The organism is Legionella stuttgartensis (assembly GCF_977063405.2).
This window is the reverse complement of record NZ_CDRUHA020000082.1, coordinates 149877-165726: the sequence shown is the minus strand read 5'-3', so window position 1 is coordinate 165726 and position 15850 is coordinate 149877. Positions and strand designations below refer to the sequence as shown.

The window sequence follows — 15850 nt, the reverse complement described above, 5'->3', positions numbered from 1 at the left end:
CTAAATTTTTTAAAGTATAACAATGAGTATAATACAAACCTTACACGCGCTACTGACCGAACGCCAGGCTATTCCCTTTGTAGAATTCATGCAATATGCATTGTACGCTCCTGGAGAAGGATATTATAGTTCAGGGTTGCAAAAATTAGGGAAGCATGGTGATTTCATTACAGCCCCTGAATTGACTCCCTTATTTGGTAAAACGCTAGCGAATCAGTGCCAGCAAGTGTTAATGACACTTGAGTCGCCAAGAATATTCGAATTTGGTGCAGGTTCTGGCGCTCTTTGTGTTGCTGTATTAGAGCATTTAGCGGAGCAGAACGCGTTGCCAGATGCCTATTATATTTTGGAGGTCAGCGCTAATTTACAACATCGTCAAAGGGAACTTGTCGGCCAAAAAATTCCTCATCTCGCTCATTTAGTTACCTGGCTTGAGCAGTGGCCAGAAGTTCCTTTTAATGGGGTGGTTTTGGCAAACGAAGTTCTAGATGCTATGCCGGTTCATCGATTTATGAAAACGGAACAGGGCATTATGGAAAGCTATATTGCTTTGAATGAACAGCAACAATTAATAGAATTATTTAAGCCCTGTCATAATCAACGTTTGCTGGATTACATTGATAAGCGATTATCGCTGCAAAATACTCCTTATCTTTCGGAGGTGAATCTTTTTATCGATGATTGGGTCTTAAGCAATTATCAGATGTTAAAACAAGGCGTGGTGTTTTTGATTGATTACGGATTTCCTCGCCACGAGTATTATCATCCTGATCGTAATCAGGGCACTTTAATGTGTCATTATCAACATCATAGTCATCCAGATCCGTTGTTGCATCCTGGAGAGCAAGACATTACCGCGCATGTGGATTTTACACATGTTGCAGAGGCGGGACAACAAGCTGGTTTTCATATCGCAGGTTTTACCAATCAAGCCTCTTTTTTGCTGGCCAACGGTTTGCTAAGCTTAATTAATACTTTGGATGATGAGGTAGAACAAGTAAGAGCAAAACAAGCGATAAAGCAACTTACTCTTCCCAGTGAAATGGGAGAGTTATTTAAAGTGATCGCTTTAAGTAAAAATGTGGAAATTTCCTTAAACGGATTTCTATTAAATGATAAACGAGTGAGTTTATGAACATAAAAAGATACCTGACAACCGTGGAATTACAAAAAGAGTCCATGAAATTTTCTGCTGGTCATACGACCATTTTTTCTGCCACAGAAAGAGAACCATTACATGGCCATATGTATGGGGTTTATTTGGCACTCACGACTTGGGTTGAAGAAAATGGGATGACTTTTGACTATCGCTATTATAAAGAACGCATCCACAAATTATGTCGTTATTTAAATCAAACTTTTCTGATGCCGCAATTTTCTCCCTTTCTGGAGTATGCTGAGGATGATGAATATTATTACTTTACTTTTAATCATAAGAAAATTCCCTTTCTTAAAGAAGATGTGACTTTATTACCAGTAACTAATATTACGGTAGAGGAGTTATCGCGTTGGTTTGTGCAAGAACTGATTAAAGATAAAGCAGAGTTGGATCGACATCGTATTGAGAAGGTTGTGGTCAAGGTTTTTTCAGCTCCAGGACAATCCGCCAATCATCAATGGCAAAGAGCGCATGAATAAAAGCGAGCATGACCATTCTGTCAAAAGCGCTTTTTCATCACTGTCTACTGATGCATCTTTGGAAGTGATGGAGCGCCATGATATTGGAGTGCCTATGACGCAATACACTGCGCTAAATGGGAATGCTATTTATCAAGTCTGCATTCCCCATACCCATCGAGATTGTTTTGATTATATTGCGGAGGAACTTACTCCCTGCGTTGGCGCGCGAGTATGGGTTCCTTTTCGCAAACAAATACGTTTAGGTTTAGTAGTCGGTAAAAATGAACCCTCGTACGATGTTGCCTCGTTAAAAAGCATCAGCACAATTATTGATGACCAACCATTACTTGATGAAGCTACCTTAACGTTGTGTGCTTGGATCGCCAATTATTATCAGTCGCCTTTGTCTGAAGTATTGCCACTTGCGCTACCTAAAAAATATCGATTAGGACAGGCAAGCCAATTACCTAGGGGTGATTTTTATCAATTGGCATTGCCTCTGGAAGAAGCTAAAAAACTTATTCCGGCTCGTGCCCGTAAACAACTGGAGCTGGTTGAGTTCTTGAGTACTCAAAAAGACCCCGTTCCCAAAAATTGTTTGACCCAAAAAGGATTTAATTCCACCCAGCTCTGTAGCTTGCTTGCTGCGCAGGTTCTTTCTTTATCTCAGCAAATTATACTGCCAGAAAAAACAGATGTTTCTCCATCTCCTCCATTAATACTTAATCCTGAACAAGCTGCAGCTGTAACGGCAATTACTGCAGCGTTGTATCAATATCAGTGTTTTTTATTACAAGGAGTTACAGGAAGTGGTAAAACTGAAGTTTATTTACATGTTATTGCCCAAGTGCTTGAGCAACAAAAACAAGTGTTAATTTTGGTACCCGAGATCGGATTAACCCCGCAATTAGTGACGCGTTTTACCTCGCGTTTTAAACAAGCTGTTGCTGTGATTCACTCCGACTTGAACGAATCAGAAAGACAAGTTGCTTGGCAATTAGCCAAAGAAGGCAAGGCCAAAATAGTGATAGGAACTCGAGCGGCAATTTTTACACCGATGCCTGATTTAGGATTAATTGTCATCGATGAAGAGCATGATGCATCATTAAAGCAAATTGAGGGAGTGCGCTATTCTGCCCGAGATACTGCATTAATGCGGGCTCATTTAACGAATATACCTATTATTTTGGGATCAGCGACTCCTAGTTTGGAAAGCATGTACAATGTAATGCAACAAAAATACACCTTACTACGCTTGACTCATAAAGCACGTTCGACAACCCCGTTACATTATCAACTGATTGATCTGCGCTCACAAACACTCCAACATGGTTTGGCAACTCCAACCTTACATGTCATTAAAGAGCATTTACTTAAACAAAACCAGGTATTGGTATTTATTAATCGCCGAGGTTTTTCTCCTGTTCTGTTATGTCACCAATGTGGCTGGATGGTTGATTGTCGTGCGTGTGACAGTCATCTGACTCTACATAAACAGTTAGGAAAAATGATTTGTCATCATTGTGGATTAACCCAAAAAACTCCGGATTGTTGCCGTAATTGCCATAGTATGGAATTAATTCCGGTTGGCGCGGGTACGCAACGTATCCATGAGTTTTTAAGCGCATATTTTCCAAAAACAGAGGTAGTGCGTATCGATCGTGATGCAGTTCGAAAAAAAAATTCTTTGGATGAGCATCTAGACAACATCCATAATGGCAAGGCACAGTTAATTGTAGGTACCCAAATGTTAGCAAAAGGTCATCATTTTCCACGTCTTTCTTTAGTTGTAGTGGTCGATGCTGATGCGGGACTTTATAATCAAGATTTTCGGGCTCTGGAACATTTAGGGCAATTGTTAATGCAAGTTTCGGGACGGGCAGGTCGCGAGGAGCAAGCCGGTCAAGTTTTGATTCAAACGCACTTACCCAATCACCCACTACTTAATTTGCTGATTCAACAAGGATATGATCCATTTGCAGATGCATTATTAGCTACACGCCAACAAGCACAAATGCCCCCTTTTCATTATTTGGCTGTAATTAGAGCTCAGGGGAAAGTAGCTGCAAGCGTCTTAAAATTTTTGCATGCAGCTAAAGAGCAAATTTTAGCATCTTCCATTACCGTAATGGGACCAGCACCTGCTCCTATGCCTCGCAAAGCTAATCAATATCGTATGCAATTATTACTTAAGTCTTCTTCCAGAAAAGTCCTAAAAAACACTTTAACGCAATTGCGCGAATGGTTAACAGGTAATAAATTAGGTAATGGTGTGCGTTGGAATGTGGATGTGGATCCTATGGATTTATCATGATGGAGATAGAATGACCGACTTGAACCTTGAAGTACATAGAAAAGTTTTTTCCATAGCTTGGGGCGATATGGATGCACTAGGCCATGTAAATAACGCCCGCTATTTTGATTATTTTCAAGAGGCACGCATTGAATGGTTAAGACAGCTGAATATCAGTATGACTGAAAAAACAGGTCCGGTAGTGATTCACGTCGCATGTACTTTTTTAAAGCCGGTAATTTATCCTGCGACAGTAACGTTGTGTTCTAAAATCCACAGTCTTGGAAACTCAAGTATGGTGATGGAGCATGAGTTGTATCAGGATGAAGTCATAATGGCGCAAGGCAGCTGCAAAATTGTTTGGGTAGATTATACGAAAAATAAATCCATATCATTACCGGATGAAATCCGTAAACTTTTTGAAACCAAGTAGGGTGAGGAAAGAGACGCCACTATTAAGGTAATATTTTTTGTCATTCCCGCGCAGGCGGGAATCTATTCTATAGTAATGCCGTGTCGTTCTAGAAATGCATTTAAACCGCAATAGGCGCTTTGATAGCAGGATGAGATTGATAGTTTACGAACTCGAAATCATCATAAACATATTCAAATAACGAGTGCGGTTTGCGTTTGATATTTAAGGTGGGTAATGGCAACGGGTCCCTGGATAATTGAGTGCGTGCCTGTTCTAAATGATTAAGATATAAATGGCAATCACCACCAGTCCATATAAAATCACCTACATTAAGATTGCATTGCTGAGCAACCATGTGAGTGAGCAATGAATAAGAAGCAATATTAAACGGTACTCCCAAAAATACATCAGCAGAGCGTTGATACAACTGGCACGAAAGAGTTTTATTCGCTACATAAAATTGGAATAGAGCATGACAAGGCATTAAAGCCATTTGATCCAGTTCTCCAACGTTCCATGCACTAACTAACAAGCGGCGTGAATCAGGATTGGTTTTTATTTGCTGGATGACATCACTGAGTTGATCAATAGTGCGTCCATCAGGTGTTGGCCAATTTCGCCATTGTTTGCCGTAAATAGGTCCCAACTCACCATTACTATCAGCCCATTCGTCCCAAATAGTAACCCCGTTTTCATTTAAATAAGAGATGTTCGTATCCCCTTTTAAAAACCAGAGCAACTCATGCACAATACTGCGCATATGTAATTTTTTGGTAGTGACTAAAGGAAACCCCTGGCGCAAATCAAATCGCATTTGATAACCAAAAACCGATAAAGTTCCTGTGCCGGTGCGGTCGGTTTTTTGGTTGCCGTGCTGCAAAATATGTTCTAACAAGTTTAAATAAGTTTTCATCGTTTAATCCACCATAACCAAAATCCCAGTAATAACATGGGAATAGATAAAATTTGTCCCATAGTCAACCATCCGAAGGCAAGATAGCCGAGTTGCGGATCAGGTTGTCGGAAAAACTCAGCAATGATACGACAAATCGCGTATCCTATTAAAAAAATGGCTGAAACTCGGCCCACAGGGCGAGGCTTACGCGCATAAATCCAAACAAGCAGGAACAAGCCAATTCCTTCCAAACCAAATTCATACAACTCTGAAGGATGGCGAGGTTGATTATCAACATGGGTATAAATCATCCCCCAAGGCATGTCAGTAACCCGACCCCATAATTCACCGTTAATGAAGTTACCAATTCGTCCTGCGCCTAAACCGATGGGGACCAGCGGAGCGATAAAATCACCGATTTCCAGGAAGGATTTGCCGCTTTTGCGAGAAAAGAGCCAGAGGGCAATCGCAACACCCAGCAAGCCACCATGAAAAGACATGCCTCCTTGCCAGATTTTAAATAATGCCAAAGGATCATGCACCAATTCCGCGAAATTATAAAAAAGCATATAGCCGATGCGCCCGCCAATTATGACACCAAGGGCTGCGTAAAAGATCACATCACTGATTTGTTCCGAGGTCCAATCCAGTTTATAGTGCTTCGCTCGCCAGTGAGCAAGTAGCCAGCCACTCACAAAGCCAATCAAATACATTAATCCGTACCAATGCACTTGTAACGGGCCTATTGAAAATGCTACAGGATTTATATAAGGAAAAGTGAACATATTATTTAAGTTCCTTTTTTATCTACATGCACATAAGAATGAATCCATGCGTACAGTGCTAATACACTTGACCCCGCGGAAAAGCTTTGGGATGAAGATAGTGATTGTTTAATCAGGTTTTTGTTCATAAAGATTTTCCGGCCCTGATGAGGCCACCCAATCCTTCGTCTTCTAAGGCTTTTTGTAAATGAAAACGTATTTGGGCAGGGTGTTCAAATTCCAGTACTTCGGCAAGAATCTTACGGGCATTTGCAATGGCGAAATTACGAATAACCCATTTTACTCGCGGTAAACTGGAGGAGTTCATACTTAAAGTATCAAAGCCCATGGCGATTAACAAAATAACTGATAAAGGATCGCTGGCCATTTCGCCACAGATACTGACCTCTACCCCTGCTGCATGACCTCCTTCAACAACCTTCAGCAAAACACGGAGCATGGCTGGGTGCATCGAGTCGTAAAGGCCAGCCACTCGAGCATTATTTCTATCTACGGCCAGAAAATATTGCGTCAAGTCATTACTACCCACGGAGATAAAATCAACCCTTTTGGCAATCTCGCGTGCTAAATAGGCGGCTGCAGGGACTTCGATCATGACACCTAACTTGGGTTTTTCAATGACACACCCTTCTTCTAATAATTCAGTAAATGCTTGATCAATAAGATAAGAGGCTTCTTCAACCTCACTTAAATTAGTGACCATAGGTAACATGATCCGCAAATTATTCAACTCTTCACTTGCACGCATCATCGCACGAATTTGCATCAAAAAGACATCAGGATGATCCAGGGTGACCCGAATTCCTCGCCATCCTAAATAGGGGTTATCTTCTGCTACAGGAAAGTAGGGAAGTACTTTATCACCACCAATATCCAGAGTCCGCATGGTCACGGGACGTGGGGCAAAAGCTTTCAGGGTTTGTCGATAAATAATCGTTTGTTCGTCTTCTGAAGGGAAATGATCGCGGCTCATAAACGGGACTTCTGAACGATATAGACCCACTCCTTCGGCGCCGACACTCATCGATAAACCCGCATCCATTGCTAAACCCGTATTTACTTGCAAGGATACTTTATAATTATCAATTGTTTCTGCAGGTTTATCTCGTAAACTCACCAAACTTTGAGTTAATGCCTGCTCTTCTTGCTCGAGTAGTTTGAATTCTGCAAGTACTGATTTCGAGGGTGATATATAAACCTGCCCATAATATCCATCAACAACAATAGCACGACGAGAAATCAAATCTAATTTTAACCCACGGACACCCATAACGGTGGGAATGCCCAGCGCGCGGGCTAAAATAGCAACATGAGAGTTATTAGAACCCTTAGCCGATATTACCCCCGCCAGATATCCTTCTGGAACTTCTGCTAAGGCCGCGGCGGTTACTTCTTCACCTACTAGGACCGTTCGTTTGGGATAAACAATTTCTTCCTGTTGCGACCATTGTAATGCGGCTAAAACCCGTCGTCCTAAATCACGAAAATCACTCGCTCGTTCACGAAGATATGAGTCTTCCATACTTTCAAATTGGGCGATGTGCTTTTTAATTACTGTCGCTAAGGCAGCCTGGGCGCCAATTTTTTCTTTACGAATTACATGTTCTACTTCAATGCCCAAGCTGTCTTTCTCGAGAATGCGTAGGTACACATCAAACAGGGCATGCTCATCTTCTGCAACAACGGATTTCATACGCCTGCTTAAACGATGCATGTCGTCTCTAGTGGATTCCAGGGCCTCATAAAAGGCATTAATTTCCTCATCCAAAGTCTCGACAGGATTTTGTGGAACTGCATCAATATCTGCCTGCGGGTATACAACCACAGCGGTTCCTATCCCGATCCCTGGCACGGAACCAATTCCTGCCAGGGCTGCAGAGCTTAAGTCAACTTTTTTAGTAACGCCCAGAGGCTTAGGTTGGGTTAACTCAGCCAATTCGCCTGTTGCTTCGGCATGAGCAATAATTCCCCCCAGTTGGGCCGCTAAGGTAATTAAAAAGGATTCTTCCGTATCATCGAAGTAACGTTGTTCTGTTTGTTGAACAATGAGCACACCATAGAGCTTTCTATGTTGAATAATAGGTACACCTAAAAAAGCCTTGAGGTGTTCTTCGCCCAATAAAGGATTATGATAAAAATCAGGATGAGCGGGGGCATCTTCTAAATTAATGGGTTCTTCACGTCGTCCGACAAGACCTACAAGACCACTATCAAATGCAATACGAACTCGGGATTGAGCTTGTTTGTTTAAACCTTCGGTTGCAATAAGCACGTATTCGGCGTGTTTGGTATCGATGAGGTAAACGGAAGCGGCCTCTACATTGATGGCTTTATTAATTTGTTGCACCAGAATCCCAAGAGCTTCAGAGAGCTGCTTGGCTGCAGTGACTTCTTGAACTATCCGTTTAAGTACTTTGAGCATCTATGCCTATGATTACCTCTTTTGTAAATGGTCACCCCGTAACAAGAATCAGCTGTATTTGGCAGATCTTGATCGTCGCTGCGAAAAAACTCACATATCAATTCTCTAATGGCTCTGTAGAAATTGCTTAACATAGTGCCAGTAATCTATGCTTCTTTTTCGAAGCGATTTTCATTCAACCTGTGCTCAAATTCAACCGTTCACCAAGATTTTTTTATCCCACCTAACCTATGATCTCTTTTTTCGTTTCATGCCAAATGGTGTACGACGATTCTTTTTCAATAAAGGTTCTAGCTCTTTTAACGCTTGCATGTACACTTGGCGTTTAAAAAAGATAACCTGTCCTTCTGGCTCATGAAAATCAACCCAACGCCAGCTGTCAAATTCTGGTGAATCACTGAGATCCAGTTTGACTTTTTGCTCACTGGCAACGAGCTTTAACAAATACCATTTCTGTTTTTGCCCTATCACTAAAGGCTCACTGCCATGACGTAGATATTGCTTGGGAAGTCTGTACTTAAGCCAACGTTTGGTAGAACCAATGACTTCAACATCTTCCTTATCCAAACCTACTTCTTCATGCAATTCCCGAAACATCGCTTCTAATGATGTTTCTCCTGCGGCCAAGCCACCTTGCGGAAATTGCCAAGCATCATGACCAGTCCTCCTACCCCAAAAAACCCTATTCTGTGCGTTGACAAGGATAATACCTACATTCAACCGATAACCGGCACGATCAATCACCATGATGTCACTGTTTAGATTAAACCGCTAATAGCTCGATTTTTCCATAAACTGCAAGAGCTTGGCAATTAAATATGTAATTATTATTGAAAAAAGGTCAGTACTCAATAAAATCCAGCTTATTTCTCTTCTTACACATCACATTCGTGGCTTGGGTGTAGCAACGCGAAATCCGGGGATTCATCGAGTACAGAATACCCATGTTCCGGTATTTCGGACTTGCAGCTAGGTTACATGATCTGACATTCAATAGAAGTAATTACACTATTCTAAATCATTTAGTTATATAATGAGGACAAATACCCCAGTTTACACTCATATGAAAAAAAGAATCTTAATTATTAATACGGGCGGCACGATTAGCAGTATTAAAACAAAAAATGGTTATGAGCCTGCCCCGGGTTATGTGGAAGCTGCATTGCAACAAATTCCTTTGCTGATGCATCAAGACATGCCTGAGTATTCGATAAAAGAATACCATCCCTTACTTGATTCATCTAATATGACAGTGCATGACTGGAATCGAATCGCTCGAGATATTGCCGATGATTATGGGAATTTTGATGGTTTTGTAGTATTCCACGGAACGGATACAATGGCCTATACGGCATCGGCGTTATCTTTTATGTTGGAAAATTTAGGTAAACCCGTAATTATTACAGGGTCCCAGATTCCTTTATCGGAAGTACGTAATGATGCAATAGATAATGTGGTTACTTCATTATGGCTTTGTGCCAATCAACCCATCCCCGAAGTATGCATTTACTTTAATCAGCATTTACTACGTGGGAATCGAACACAAAAAATTAGCTCCCAGGGATTTAAGGCATTCGATTCGCCGAATTATCCACATTTGGCAGCTATTGGAATAGACATTAAAGTACATAAGAACCTTTTGCTCAAACGACCGCAGCAGTCATTTCATTTACAAACGATTGAACCTCAATTTATTGCCAACTTCAGATTATTCCCAGGGTTTGCTTCCGACGTTTTAGCCTACATTTTAAATCAGCCCTTATGCGGTTTGATTTTGGAGACCTATGGTGCGGGTAATGCTCAAAATAACGATCCTCGTTTTTTAAAACTGCTTAAAGAAGCTTGTGCACGTGGGGTGATCATTATTAACTGTACCCAATGCCAACAAGGTGGCGTCGAAATGAGTCAATATGCTACAGGACATTCTTTAAAAGAAGCCGGCCTAATTAGCGGGCATAATATGACTCCTGAGGCTGCACATTGCAAGTTATTGTATTTGCTTAGTAAACGATTAGAAATTGAAGAAATAAAGAAGTTGATGGAAACAGATCTTTGTGGTGAATTGACTTCATAGTCTGAATATTTGTAGCCTAGGTGCTGCAAGCAGGACCTAGGCATGTATGGAACTGTAAGCAGCTTATCTTAGTGTCCAAAAATTTAAAGTGTTAACGCTGATTTCTCTACATCCTTTTCTTTTTTATCTAATGCTCTGGCTTCAATTTCCTCAAACGCATTATCCATAGCATTTTTTAATCTTCCTCGGCTGGGTTTTATGGTGGGTGCCTTGACTCTCGCAACAGCAATCAAAGTTACTTGCACAGGTATCGAGTCAATAGGTTTTGATTCTTCACAAATTTCGGCATTTTCTCTATGAATAGCCTGTATGGCTTCAATAACAAATGTCTTCCGTAACTCTTTATAATCGGGTTTATCTGGATCCAAACCTTCTAGTTTTTTCTTACAGTTGAGAATATTTTTCATCAGACATTCTTCTTTTTTGCTTCTAATTTCTATTGCTGTAGCGTTACTAATGGTATTGGCAACTTTTTCATATATTTTAACAAGCATACCCTCCTCTGGAGGACAAATAATATGTTCGCCCAAGTAATAAGCTGCATGAGCACAAAGTAGATTAAACGGATCATCATCATCAGCGACATCGATAAAAGTAAACAATTTTTTATCACTTTTCTCACTTGTCTCACTTTTCTCACCAAGATAACGATAGAATCGGTCCAGGCTTGAATTAAGCGCACTTAAAGTGTCATTCAAACCACCTCTGTTCCACGATTTTAGGGCGCGTAATTTCTCTATGGCACCGTCTGTTTTGCTGATGAGGTCCTGCAAGTTTACTAAATTTTGTTTATCTGTATCTGCTGGTTCAAAGTCTGCAACTAATTTTTGCAGAGTACGAGTTACATTTCTTTGTTGCTCAGAATTTTTGGTATCTCGAAACCATCCATATATCATCCCATTATCACCAGCAATCGAATCTTCAATAGATTTATTCAACACTCGGTCTATAAGTGCTTGGGCTGTTCTAACAAATATGGTCATCGCTCTACTCCTTGAACTGTAATTTAGTTATCATACCTCTTTAATTTAAATATTGAGGCAGATTGCTTCATTGCGTAGCTGTCATTGTGTTTAACCTAGGAACTCATAACTACATGAACTTACAAATTATTATCTTAGCTGCAGGACAAGGTAAACGAATGTATTCCAGTACCCCTAAAGTACTTCACCAAATTGCTGGGAAGCCTATGTTGACTCGGGTAGTAGAAACCGCACAACAACTAAATCCTGATGTAATTCATGTTATATACGGTCATGGTGGTGAACAACTTAAGAACTCACTCCCTGACTTACCTGTGCATTGGGTATACCAAGCAGAACAATTAGGTACTGGGCACGCAGTAATGCAAGCCTTACCTTTTATTCCGCCACAAACACAAGTTCTTGTTTTATCTGCTGATGTACCGCTTATTCAAGCCAATACGTTGCGTGCTTTAATCGAATGCAGTAATACAGCAAATACCTATAAATCCATTTTGGCACTTTTGGTTGCTCATCTCGAAGATCCTAGCGGTCTTGGACGTATTATTAGAGACAACCAAGGTGAAGTTTCCATCATTGTAGAAGAAAAAGATGCAAATGAGCAAGAAAAGAATATAAAAGAAATTTATTCAGGTATTTGTTGTGCAATGTCTGACGATCTAGCTAAGTGGTTGCCCAGACTGAACAATGATAATGCTCAATCTGAATACTATCTAACAGAAATTATTGCTTTAGCTGTTGCCAGTCAAACCCCAATTAAAACACTGAGTGTAAAAGATAGCGCAGAAATCCAAGGGGTAAATAACCGTTTGCAACTCCAACAATTAGAGCGAATATGGCAAGTAAAGCATGCTGAACAATTGCTACAACAAGGTGTTACCCTAGCTGATGCAAACCGCTTTGATCTACGTGGTGAATTAACCTGTGGTAAAGATGTATTCATTGACATCAATTGTGTGATTGAAGGCAAGGTAGTTATTGGAGATGGTTGTTCTATTGGACCTAATTGTGTCCTCACTAATGTAAGTTTAGGTGCAGGTTGTCAAATTTATGCCAACAGTGTTTTAGAAGGCTGTGATATAGCAAATGATTGTGCTATTGGACCTTTCGCTCGTTTAAGATCTGGTACTCAATTAGCAGCAAACTGCAAAATAGGTAACTTTGTTGAAACTAAAAAAGCTGTATTTGCGGAAGGCTCCAAAGCAAGCCATTTAAGTTATTTAGGGGACGTGAGTTTAGGGAAAAAAGTTAATGTAGGGGCGGGTACAATTACTTGCAACTACGATGGAGTTAATAAACACAAAACCATTATTGAAGATGGAGTCTTTATTGGCTCAGATACTCAGTTGGTTGCTCCAGTGACCATAGGTGCAAATGCAACGATAGGCGCAGGTAGTACCATCCGAAAGAATGTTCCTCCCGATGAGTTGACGCTAACTGAATCAAAGCAAAAAACAGTTTATGGCTGGAAAAGGCCTGTGAAAAAGGAATGATCGCCAATCTTTTCATAAACCGTTTTTTGTAGCCCGGGTGAAGCGCAGCGGAACCCGGGTTGTATGTTAGGTGTTCCTGGGTTCTGTTGAGCCATTACCCGGTCTACATTAATCCCATCAGTCATACTGCAGAGTCAACGCTTTATTTTTCTCCATGTGCTTACAAAACCATAGAATAAAAGGTAGGAAAATTAGGGTCATTAATAATTTGTATTGCCAAACATTAACTACCAAATTAATCACTTGATCATAAGGATAAATGCCTCCGAATAATAAGCTGTAGTCGATTAAGCATAATAAAGAATTCGAACAAAAGTTAGCAATCAAGATCCGTAAGGGGCGATGCAAATTCCACTTGCAGTATTTTAAATAGTGGAGTAACAAGGCATTGCTTATAAAAGCAACAAACAACGCTACCGAAGCCGTTGGTAGTCTTTTTAGCATGATATAATTGTAAAAAGGGTTCAAATTAAAGAAGGTTGGGGATGGCAAAGCAACGAATCCTATAAGCAAAGCATCAAATGTAAATTGAGTTGCAATGAGGATTAGACATAATTTTAGATTAACACGATAGCCCCAAAGTTCACCCAGAATGGTACTAATCATTAACGTAATGGGGAAAAATAAAGAACTGGCTGATAGAACCATCGATTTATTGATAATCGTTACGATTCTATATTCACAAGCTAGACAAATTAGCATGATGACGATCGCAACACAAATAAAGTAATGATATAAGGGTAATCCTTCTCTGCCATGTTCTGGATTGAAAGACGAATGCTGGTATTTGAGCAAAAAGGTTAGATAAAACACGCCTATAAGAAGCAATATGAGTGAAGTAATCATCATGGAGTCAATAAAAATATGTTTGAAACTATGAAGATGGACTCCTGAAAATAAGAGAAAAAAATCGAGTCCAAAAAAACTAACGCCACCTAATATTGCAAGGAGCATACATTGTTTTGGTGAAGGCAAAATTTTACTCGACTTAGGATAAAACAATAGATGTGGTAGGTAGAAGCTAAGTGCAAATGAAATGGTCGTTGCAAAGAATTTTTTAGGAATGTCTTCAAAAATAATTTGATAAACGGGATTATCGTGCATGTATTCGGCTGCGGGTAAATGGATGAGTACATAAACTCCAATACAAAATACATATAAAGTCATTAACGAAATATTTAGCAAATGTCTTTGTTCTTTTATCGTACAATTTCTTAATGCCAATAAATATAAACCGGCAATTAATGGGGTAATTAAGCAGTTCACAGAGAACATTAGTCCCTCTATGAGAACGATTTTAAACGATACATTGATGAGTAGAATAAGAGAGGTAATAACACTTACTGTCAGGAGCAAGAAACAGCGTGAACGCTGTGAAGGCAAGGATTGATTCATATGTTTAGGATTTCCATAACTTTGCCTTGGTTTCTACTGACAATTGCTTTTTAATAAACTAATTCGCGCGTAAATATAACACCATTGTATTTAATATGGCAAGTAGTTGCGCAATTCAACTTGGCGAACATCTGGTTTTCGGGTGACGAGCAGCAAAACACTGATTCGCTTTGCTACCTCCAGGCTACACGCTTAAATTGATGCCAGTGAGTAAACGTCTATTATTTTTTAAAGAAAAAAGGCATAAATCAAAATATTAGCAAGCGTGAGCGGAGCTCCTATCTTTATAAACTCTAAAAAATCAAAACCTCTAACCCCACGTTTTTCGCAATTTTGAATAATAATAATGTTACTCGCCGCCCCCAAAATGGATAGATTGCCAGCAATGGTACTTCCTGCGGCTAAAGCTAATAAACTGGTATCAGAAACTGAATGTTGCAAGAGAAGTGGTAAATATAAAGCCACCATTGGTACATTAGATATAAATTGACTAAGTATAATGCTGATTATCAAAATAACAGGAACTTGGGTAATCGAAAGATGAAAATGATTGATGTTGGTTTGAAAAAAACCACTATCCCAGACACTTTGCATTAATACAAAAATACTCGCAAAAAAAGCCAAAGTACCCCAGTCCAGGCGTTTGATGAGTTTTTTTCGAAGAGTGCTCAATAAAATCGGCAAAGATGAGACCAGGGCTAGGTGGCTGAAATTTAAGTGGATGGAGGATGGGAAGCAATCAAACATGATTTTAAGGATTATTAATAAAAATAAAGTGATTAAGCTTAGTTTGACCAGCATGACTGTATGAGGGTCACTTATTGGTGCAGGAATCGGTTTCTCAATGGATTCATTTAAGATTTTTCCATAAAAAAAGCAGATGAAGAGATAAGTCACTCCAAGATTTATCACTGTGGGTAGCGCTAGAAATTTTATAAATTGAAAAAAAGGTGAGGGCATCTCACTTTTTACTGCAATTAATAAATTTTGTGGATTGCCAATAGGACTCAGCGCACTGCCTATGGTAATAGAAAATGCCAATCCAAAAAGCAAGGGCTTGATTAGCTTTTTATGGGATCGGCACAATTGGAGAATAATGGGGGTTCCTATGATTGCAATGGTATCATTCATCAACAAGGATGAGCTTAAGCCAAGAACAAATAGAATAATGAATAACGCGTGTTTGCCAGTATGAGCATGATAAAACAATTTATCGGTTAATTGCTCTAGATAGCCACTGTCTTCTGCTGCTTGTGCGATGAGAAAAACACCCAACAAATAAAACATCACGTCCGGTTCAATTGCTGCAATGGCTTGGAGGGGGGAGATTTGGTTTAATAATAATGCAGCAGTAGCGCCTCCAGTTGTAATAAGCCAGATTGGAATAAAGACAGGAGTCACTCGGCGAATAGCAATTCCAAGCAAGGTGATCGAAAGAATCCAAATCGCTAAAGGCATTCTTTCGATCCCTTAAT

The 15850-nt window shown here is 39.9% G+C and carries 13 protein-coding genes; 6 read left to right on the top strand and 7 right to left on the bottom strand.

All coding sequences use genetic code 11. The annotated features are described in order from the left end of the window. The first annotated feature begins 22 nt into the window (after positions 1 to 22). From ACWTEW_RS28590 to ACWTEW_RS28575, 4 genes are all read left to right on the top strand, one after another. Entirely contained in the window at positions 23 to 1135 is a 1113-nt protein-coding gene (locus tag ACWTEW_RS28590) for a class I SAM-dependent methyltransferase (RefSeq protein WP_454781418.1), read from the top strand. Further along, positions 1132 to 1638, top strand: a complete 507-nt coding sequence (locus tag ACWTEW_RS28585; protein WP_454781417.1) for a 6-pyruvoyl trahydropterin synthase family protein — start codon at positions 1132 to 1134, stop codon at positions 1636 to 1638. Before ACWTEW_RS28590 ends, ACWTEW_RS28585 begins: the two co-directional genes overlap by 4 nt. A 94-nt stretch (positions 1639 to 1732) precedes the next feature. Further along, the gene (locus ACWTEW_RS28580; RefSeq protein ID WP_454781705.1) at positions 1733 to 3934 is read left to right on the top strand and encodes a primosomal protein N'; all 2202 of its coding nucleotides are present in this window, start codon (positions 1733 to 1735) and stop codon (positions 3932 to 3934) included. Positions 3935 to 3944: 10 nt separating this feature from the next. Next, positions 3945 to 4346 (top strand): acyl-CoA thioesterase, encoded by a 402-nt coding sequence (locus tag ACWTEW_RS28575; protein WP_454781416.1) that lies wholly within the window; start codon positions 3945 to 3947, stop codon positions 4344 to 4346. Between the two features lie 100 nt (positions 4347 to 4446). Here ACWTEW_RS28575 and thyA read toward each other — a convergent pair whose 3' ends face one another. The 4 genes from thyA to ACWTEW_RS28555 all read right to left on the bottom strand — a co-directional run bounded on the left by thyA (position 4447) and on the right by ACWTEW_RS28555 (position 9177). Next, complete coding sequence (gene thyA / locus ACWTEW_RS28570; RefSeq protein WP_454781415.1) at positions 4447 to 5241, bottom strand: thymidylate synthase; 795 nt, start codon at positions 5239 to 5241, stop codon at positions 4447 to 4449. Continuing rightward, a complete protein-coding gene (lgt, locus tag ACWTEW_RS28565; RefSeq protein WP_454781414.1) occupies positions 5238 to 6008 on the bottom strand; it encodes a prolipoprotein diacylglyceryl transferase in 771 nt (256 codons plus the stop codon). The genes thyA and lgt overlap by 4 nt, the downstream gene beginning before the upstream one ends. Positions 6009 to 6132: 124 nt before the next feature. After that, the gene (ptsP, locus tag ACWTEW_RS28560; RefSeq protein ID WP_454781413.1) at positions 6133 to 8430 is read right to left on the bottom strand and encodes a phosphoenolpyruvate--protein phosphotransferase; all 2298 of its coding nucleotides are present in this window, start codon (positions 8428 to 8430) and stop codon (positions 6133 to 6135) included. A gap of 228 nt (positions 8431 to 8658) precedes the next feature. Beyond that, the gene (locus ACWTEW_RS28555) at positions 8659 to 9177 is read right to left on the bottom strand and encodes an RNA pyrophosphohydrolase (RefSeq protein ID WP_454781412.1); all 519 of its coding nucleotides are present in this window, start codon (positions 9175 to 9177) and stop codon (positions 8659 to 8661) included. A 316-nt stretch (positions 9178 to 9493) separates the two neighbouring features. Between ACWTEW_RS28555 and ansA the strand changes: the two genes are divergently transcribed. Next, entirely contained in the window at positions 9494 to 10504 is a 1011-nt protein-coding gene (ansA, locus tag ACWTEW_RS28550; RefSeq protein ID WP_454781411.1) for an asparaginase, read from the top strand. A gap of 83 nt (positions 10505 to 10587) precedes the next feature. On the opposite strand, the gene ACWTEW_RS28545 is transcribed toward ansA, so the two are convergent. After that, positions 10588 to 11487 carry a hypothetical protein gene (locus ACWTEW_RS28545; protein WP_454781410.1) on the bottom strand — a complete coding sequence of 300 codons (900 nt, stop codon included), beginning with the start codon at positions 11485 to 11487 and terminating at the stop codon, positions 10588 to 10590. Positions 11488 to 11600: 113 nt separating this feature from the next. Between ACWTEW_RS28545 and glmU the strand changes: the two genes are divergently transcribed. Further along, positions 11601 to 12980: a bifunctional UDP-N-acetylglucosamine diphosphorylase/glucosamine-1-phosphate N-acetyltransferase GlmU gene (gene glmU / locus ACWTEW_RS28540; RefSeq protein WP_454781409.1), complete on the top strand. Its 1380-nt coding sequence runs from the start codon at positions 11601 to 11603 to the stop codon at positions 12978 to 12980. A 117-nt stretch (positions 12981 to 13097) separates the two neighbouring features. Here the strand turns inward: glmU and ACWTEW_RS28535 are convergent, their stop codons facing one another. Continuing rightward, the gene (locus tag ACWTEW_RS28535; RefSeq protein WP_454781408.1) at positions 13098 to 14375 is read right to left on the bottom strand and encodes a VUT family protein; all 1278 of its coding nucleotides are present in this window, start codon (positions 14373 to 14375) and stop codon (positions 13098 to 13100) included. Between the two features lie 228 nt (positions 14376 to 14603). Continuing rightward, positions 14604 to 15833 carry an SLC13 family permease gene (locus ACWTEW_RS28530; RefSeq protein WP_454781407.1) on the bottom strand — a complete coding sequence of 410 codons (1230 nt, stop codon included), beginning with the start codon at positions 15831 to 15833 and terminating at the stop codon, positions 14604 to 14606. Positions 15834 to 15850 lie beyond the last annotated feature (17 nt).

Excerpts from the sequence above, each read along its gene's own strand:
- ACWTEW_RS28590 (WP_454781418.1), top strand. The coding sequence starts at position 23 with ATGAGTATAATACAAACCTTACACGCGCTACTGACCGAACGCCAGGCT.
- ACWTEW_RS28585 (WP_454781417.1), top strand. The coding sequence starts at position 1,132 with ATGAACATAAAAAGATACCTGACAACCGTGGAATTACAAAAAGAGTCC.
- ACWTEW_RS28580 (WP_454781705.1), top strand. The coding sequence starts at position 1,733 with ATGACGCAATACACTGCGCTAAATGGGAATGCTATTTATCAAGTCTGC.
- ACWTEW_RS28575 (WP_454781416.1), top strand. The coding sequence starts at position 3,945 with ATGACCGACTTGAACCTTGAAGTACATAGAAAAGTTTTTTCCATAGCT.
- thyA (WP_454781415.1), bottom strand. The coding sequence starts at position 5,241 with ATGAAAACTTATTTAAACTTGTTAGAACATATTTTGCAGCACGGCAAC.
- lgt (WP_454781414.1), bottom strand. The coding sequence starts at position 6,008 with ATGTTCACTTTTCCTTATATAAATCCTGTAGCATTTTCAATAGGCCCG.
- ptsP (WP_454781413.1), bottom strand. The coding sequence starts at position 8,430 with ATGCTCAAAGTACTTAAACGGATAGTTCAAGAAGTCACTGCAGCCAAG.
- ACWTEW_RS28555 (WP_454781412.1), bottom strand. The coding sequence starts at position 9,177 with ATGGTGATTGATCGTGCCGGTTATCGGTTGAATGTAGGTATTATCCTT.
- ansA (WP_454781411.1), top strand. The coding sequence starts at position 9,494 with ATGAAAAAAAGAATCTTAATTATTAATACGGGCGGCACGATTAGCAGT.
- ACWTEW_RS28545 (WP_454781410.1), bottom strand. The coding sequence starts at position 11,487 with ATGACCATATTTGTTAGAACAGCCCAAGCACTTATAGACCGAGTGTTG.
- glmU (WP_454781409.1), top strand. The coding sequence starts at position 11,601 with ATGAACTTACAAATTATTATCTTAGCTGCAGGACAAGGTAAACGAATG.
- ACWTEW_RS28535 (WP_454781408.1), bottom strand. The coding sequence starts at position 14,375 with ATGAATCAATCCTTGCCTTCACAGCGTTCACGCTGTTTCTTGCTCCTG.
- ACWTEW_RS28530 (WP_454781407.1), bottom strand. The coding sequence starts at position 15,833 with ATGCCTTTAGCGATTTGGATTCTTTCGATCACCTTGCTTGGAATTGCT.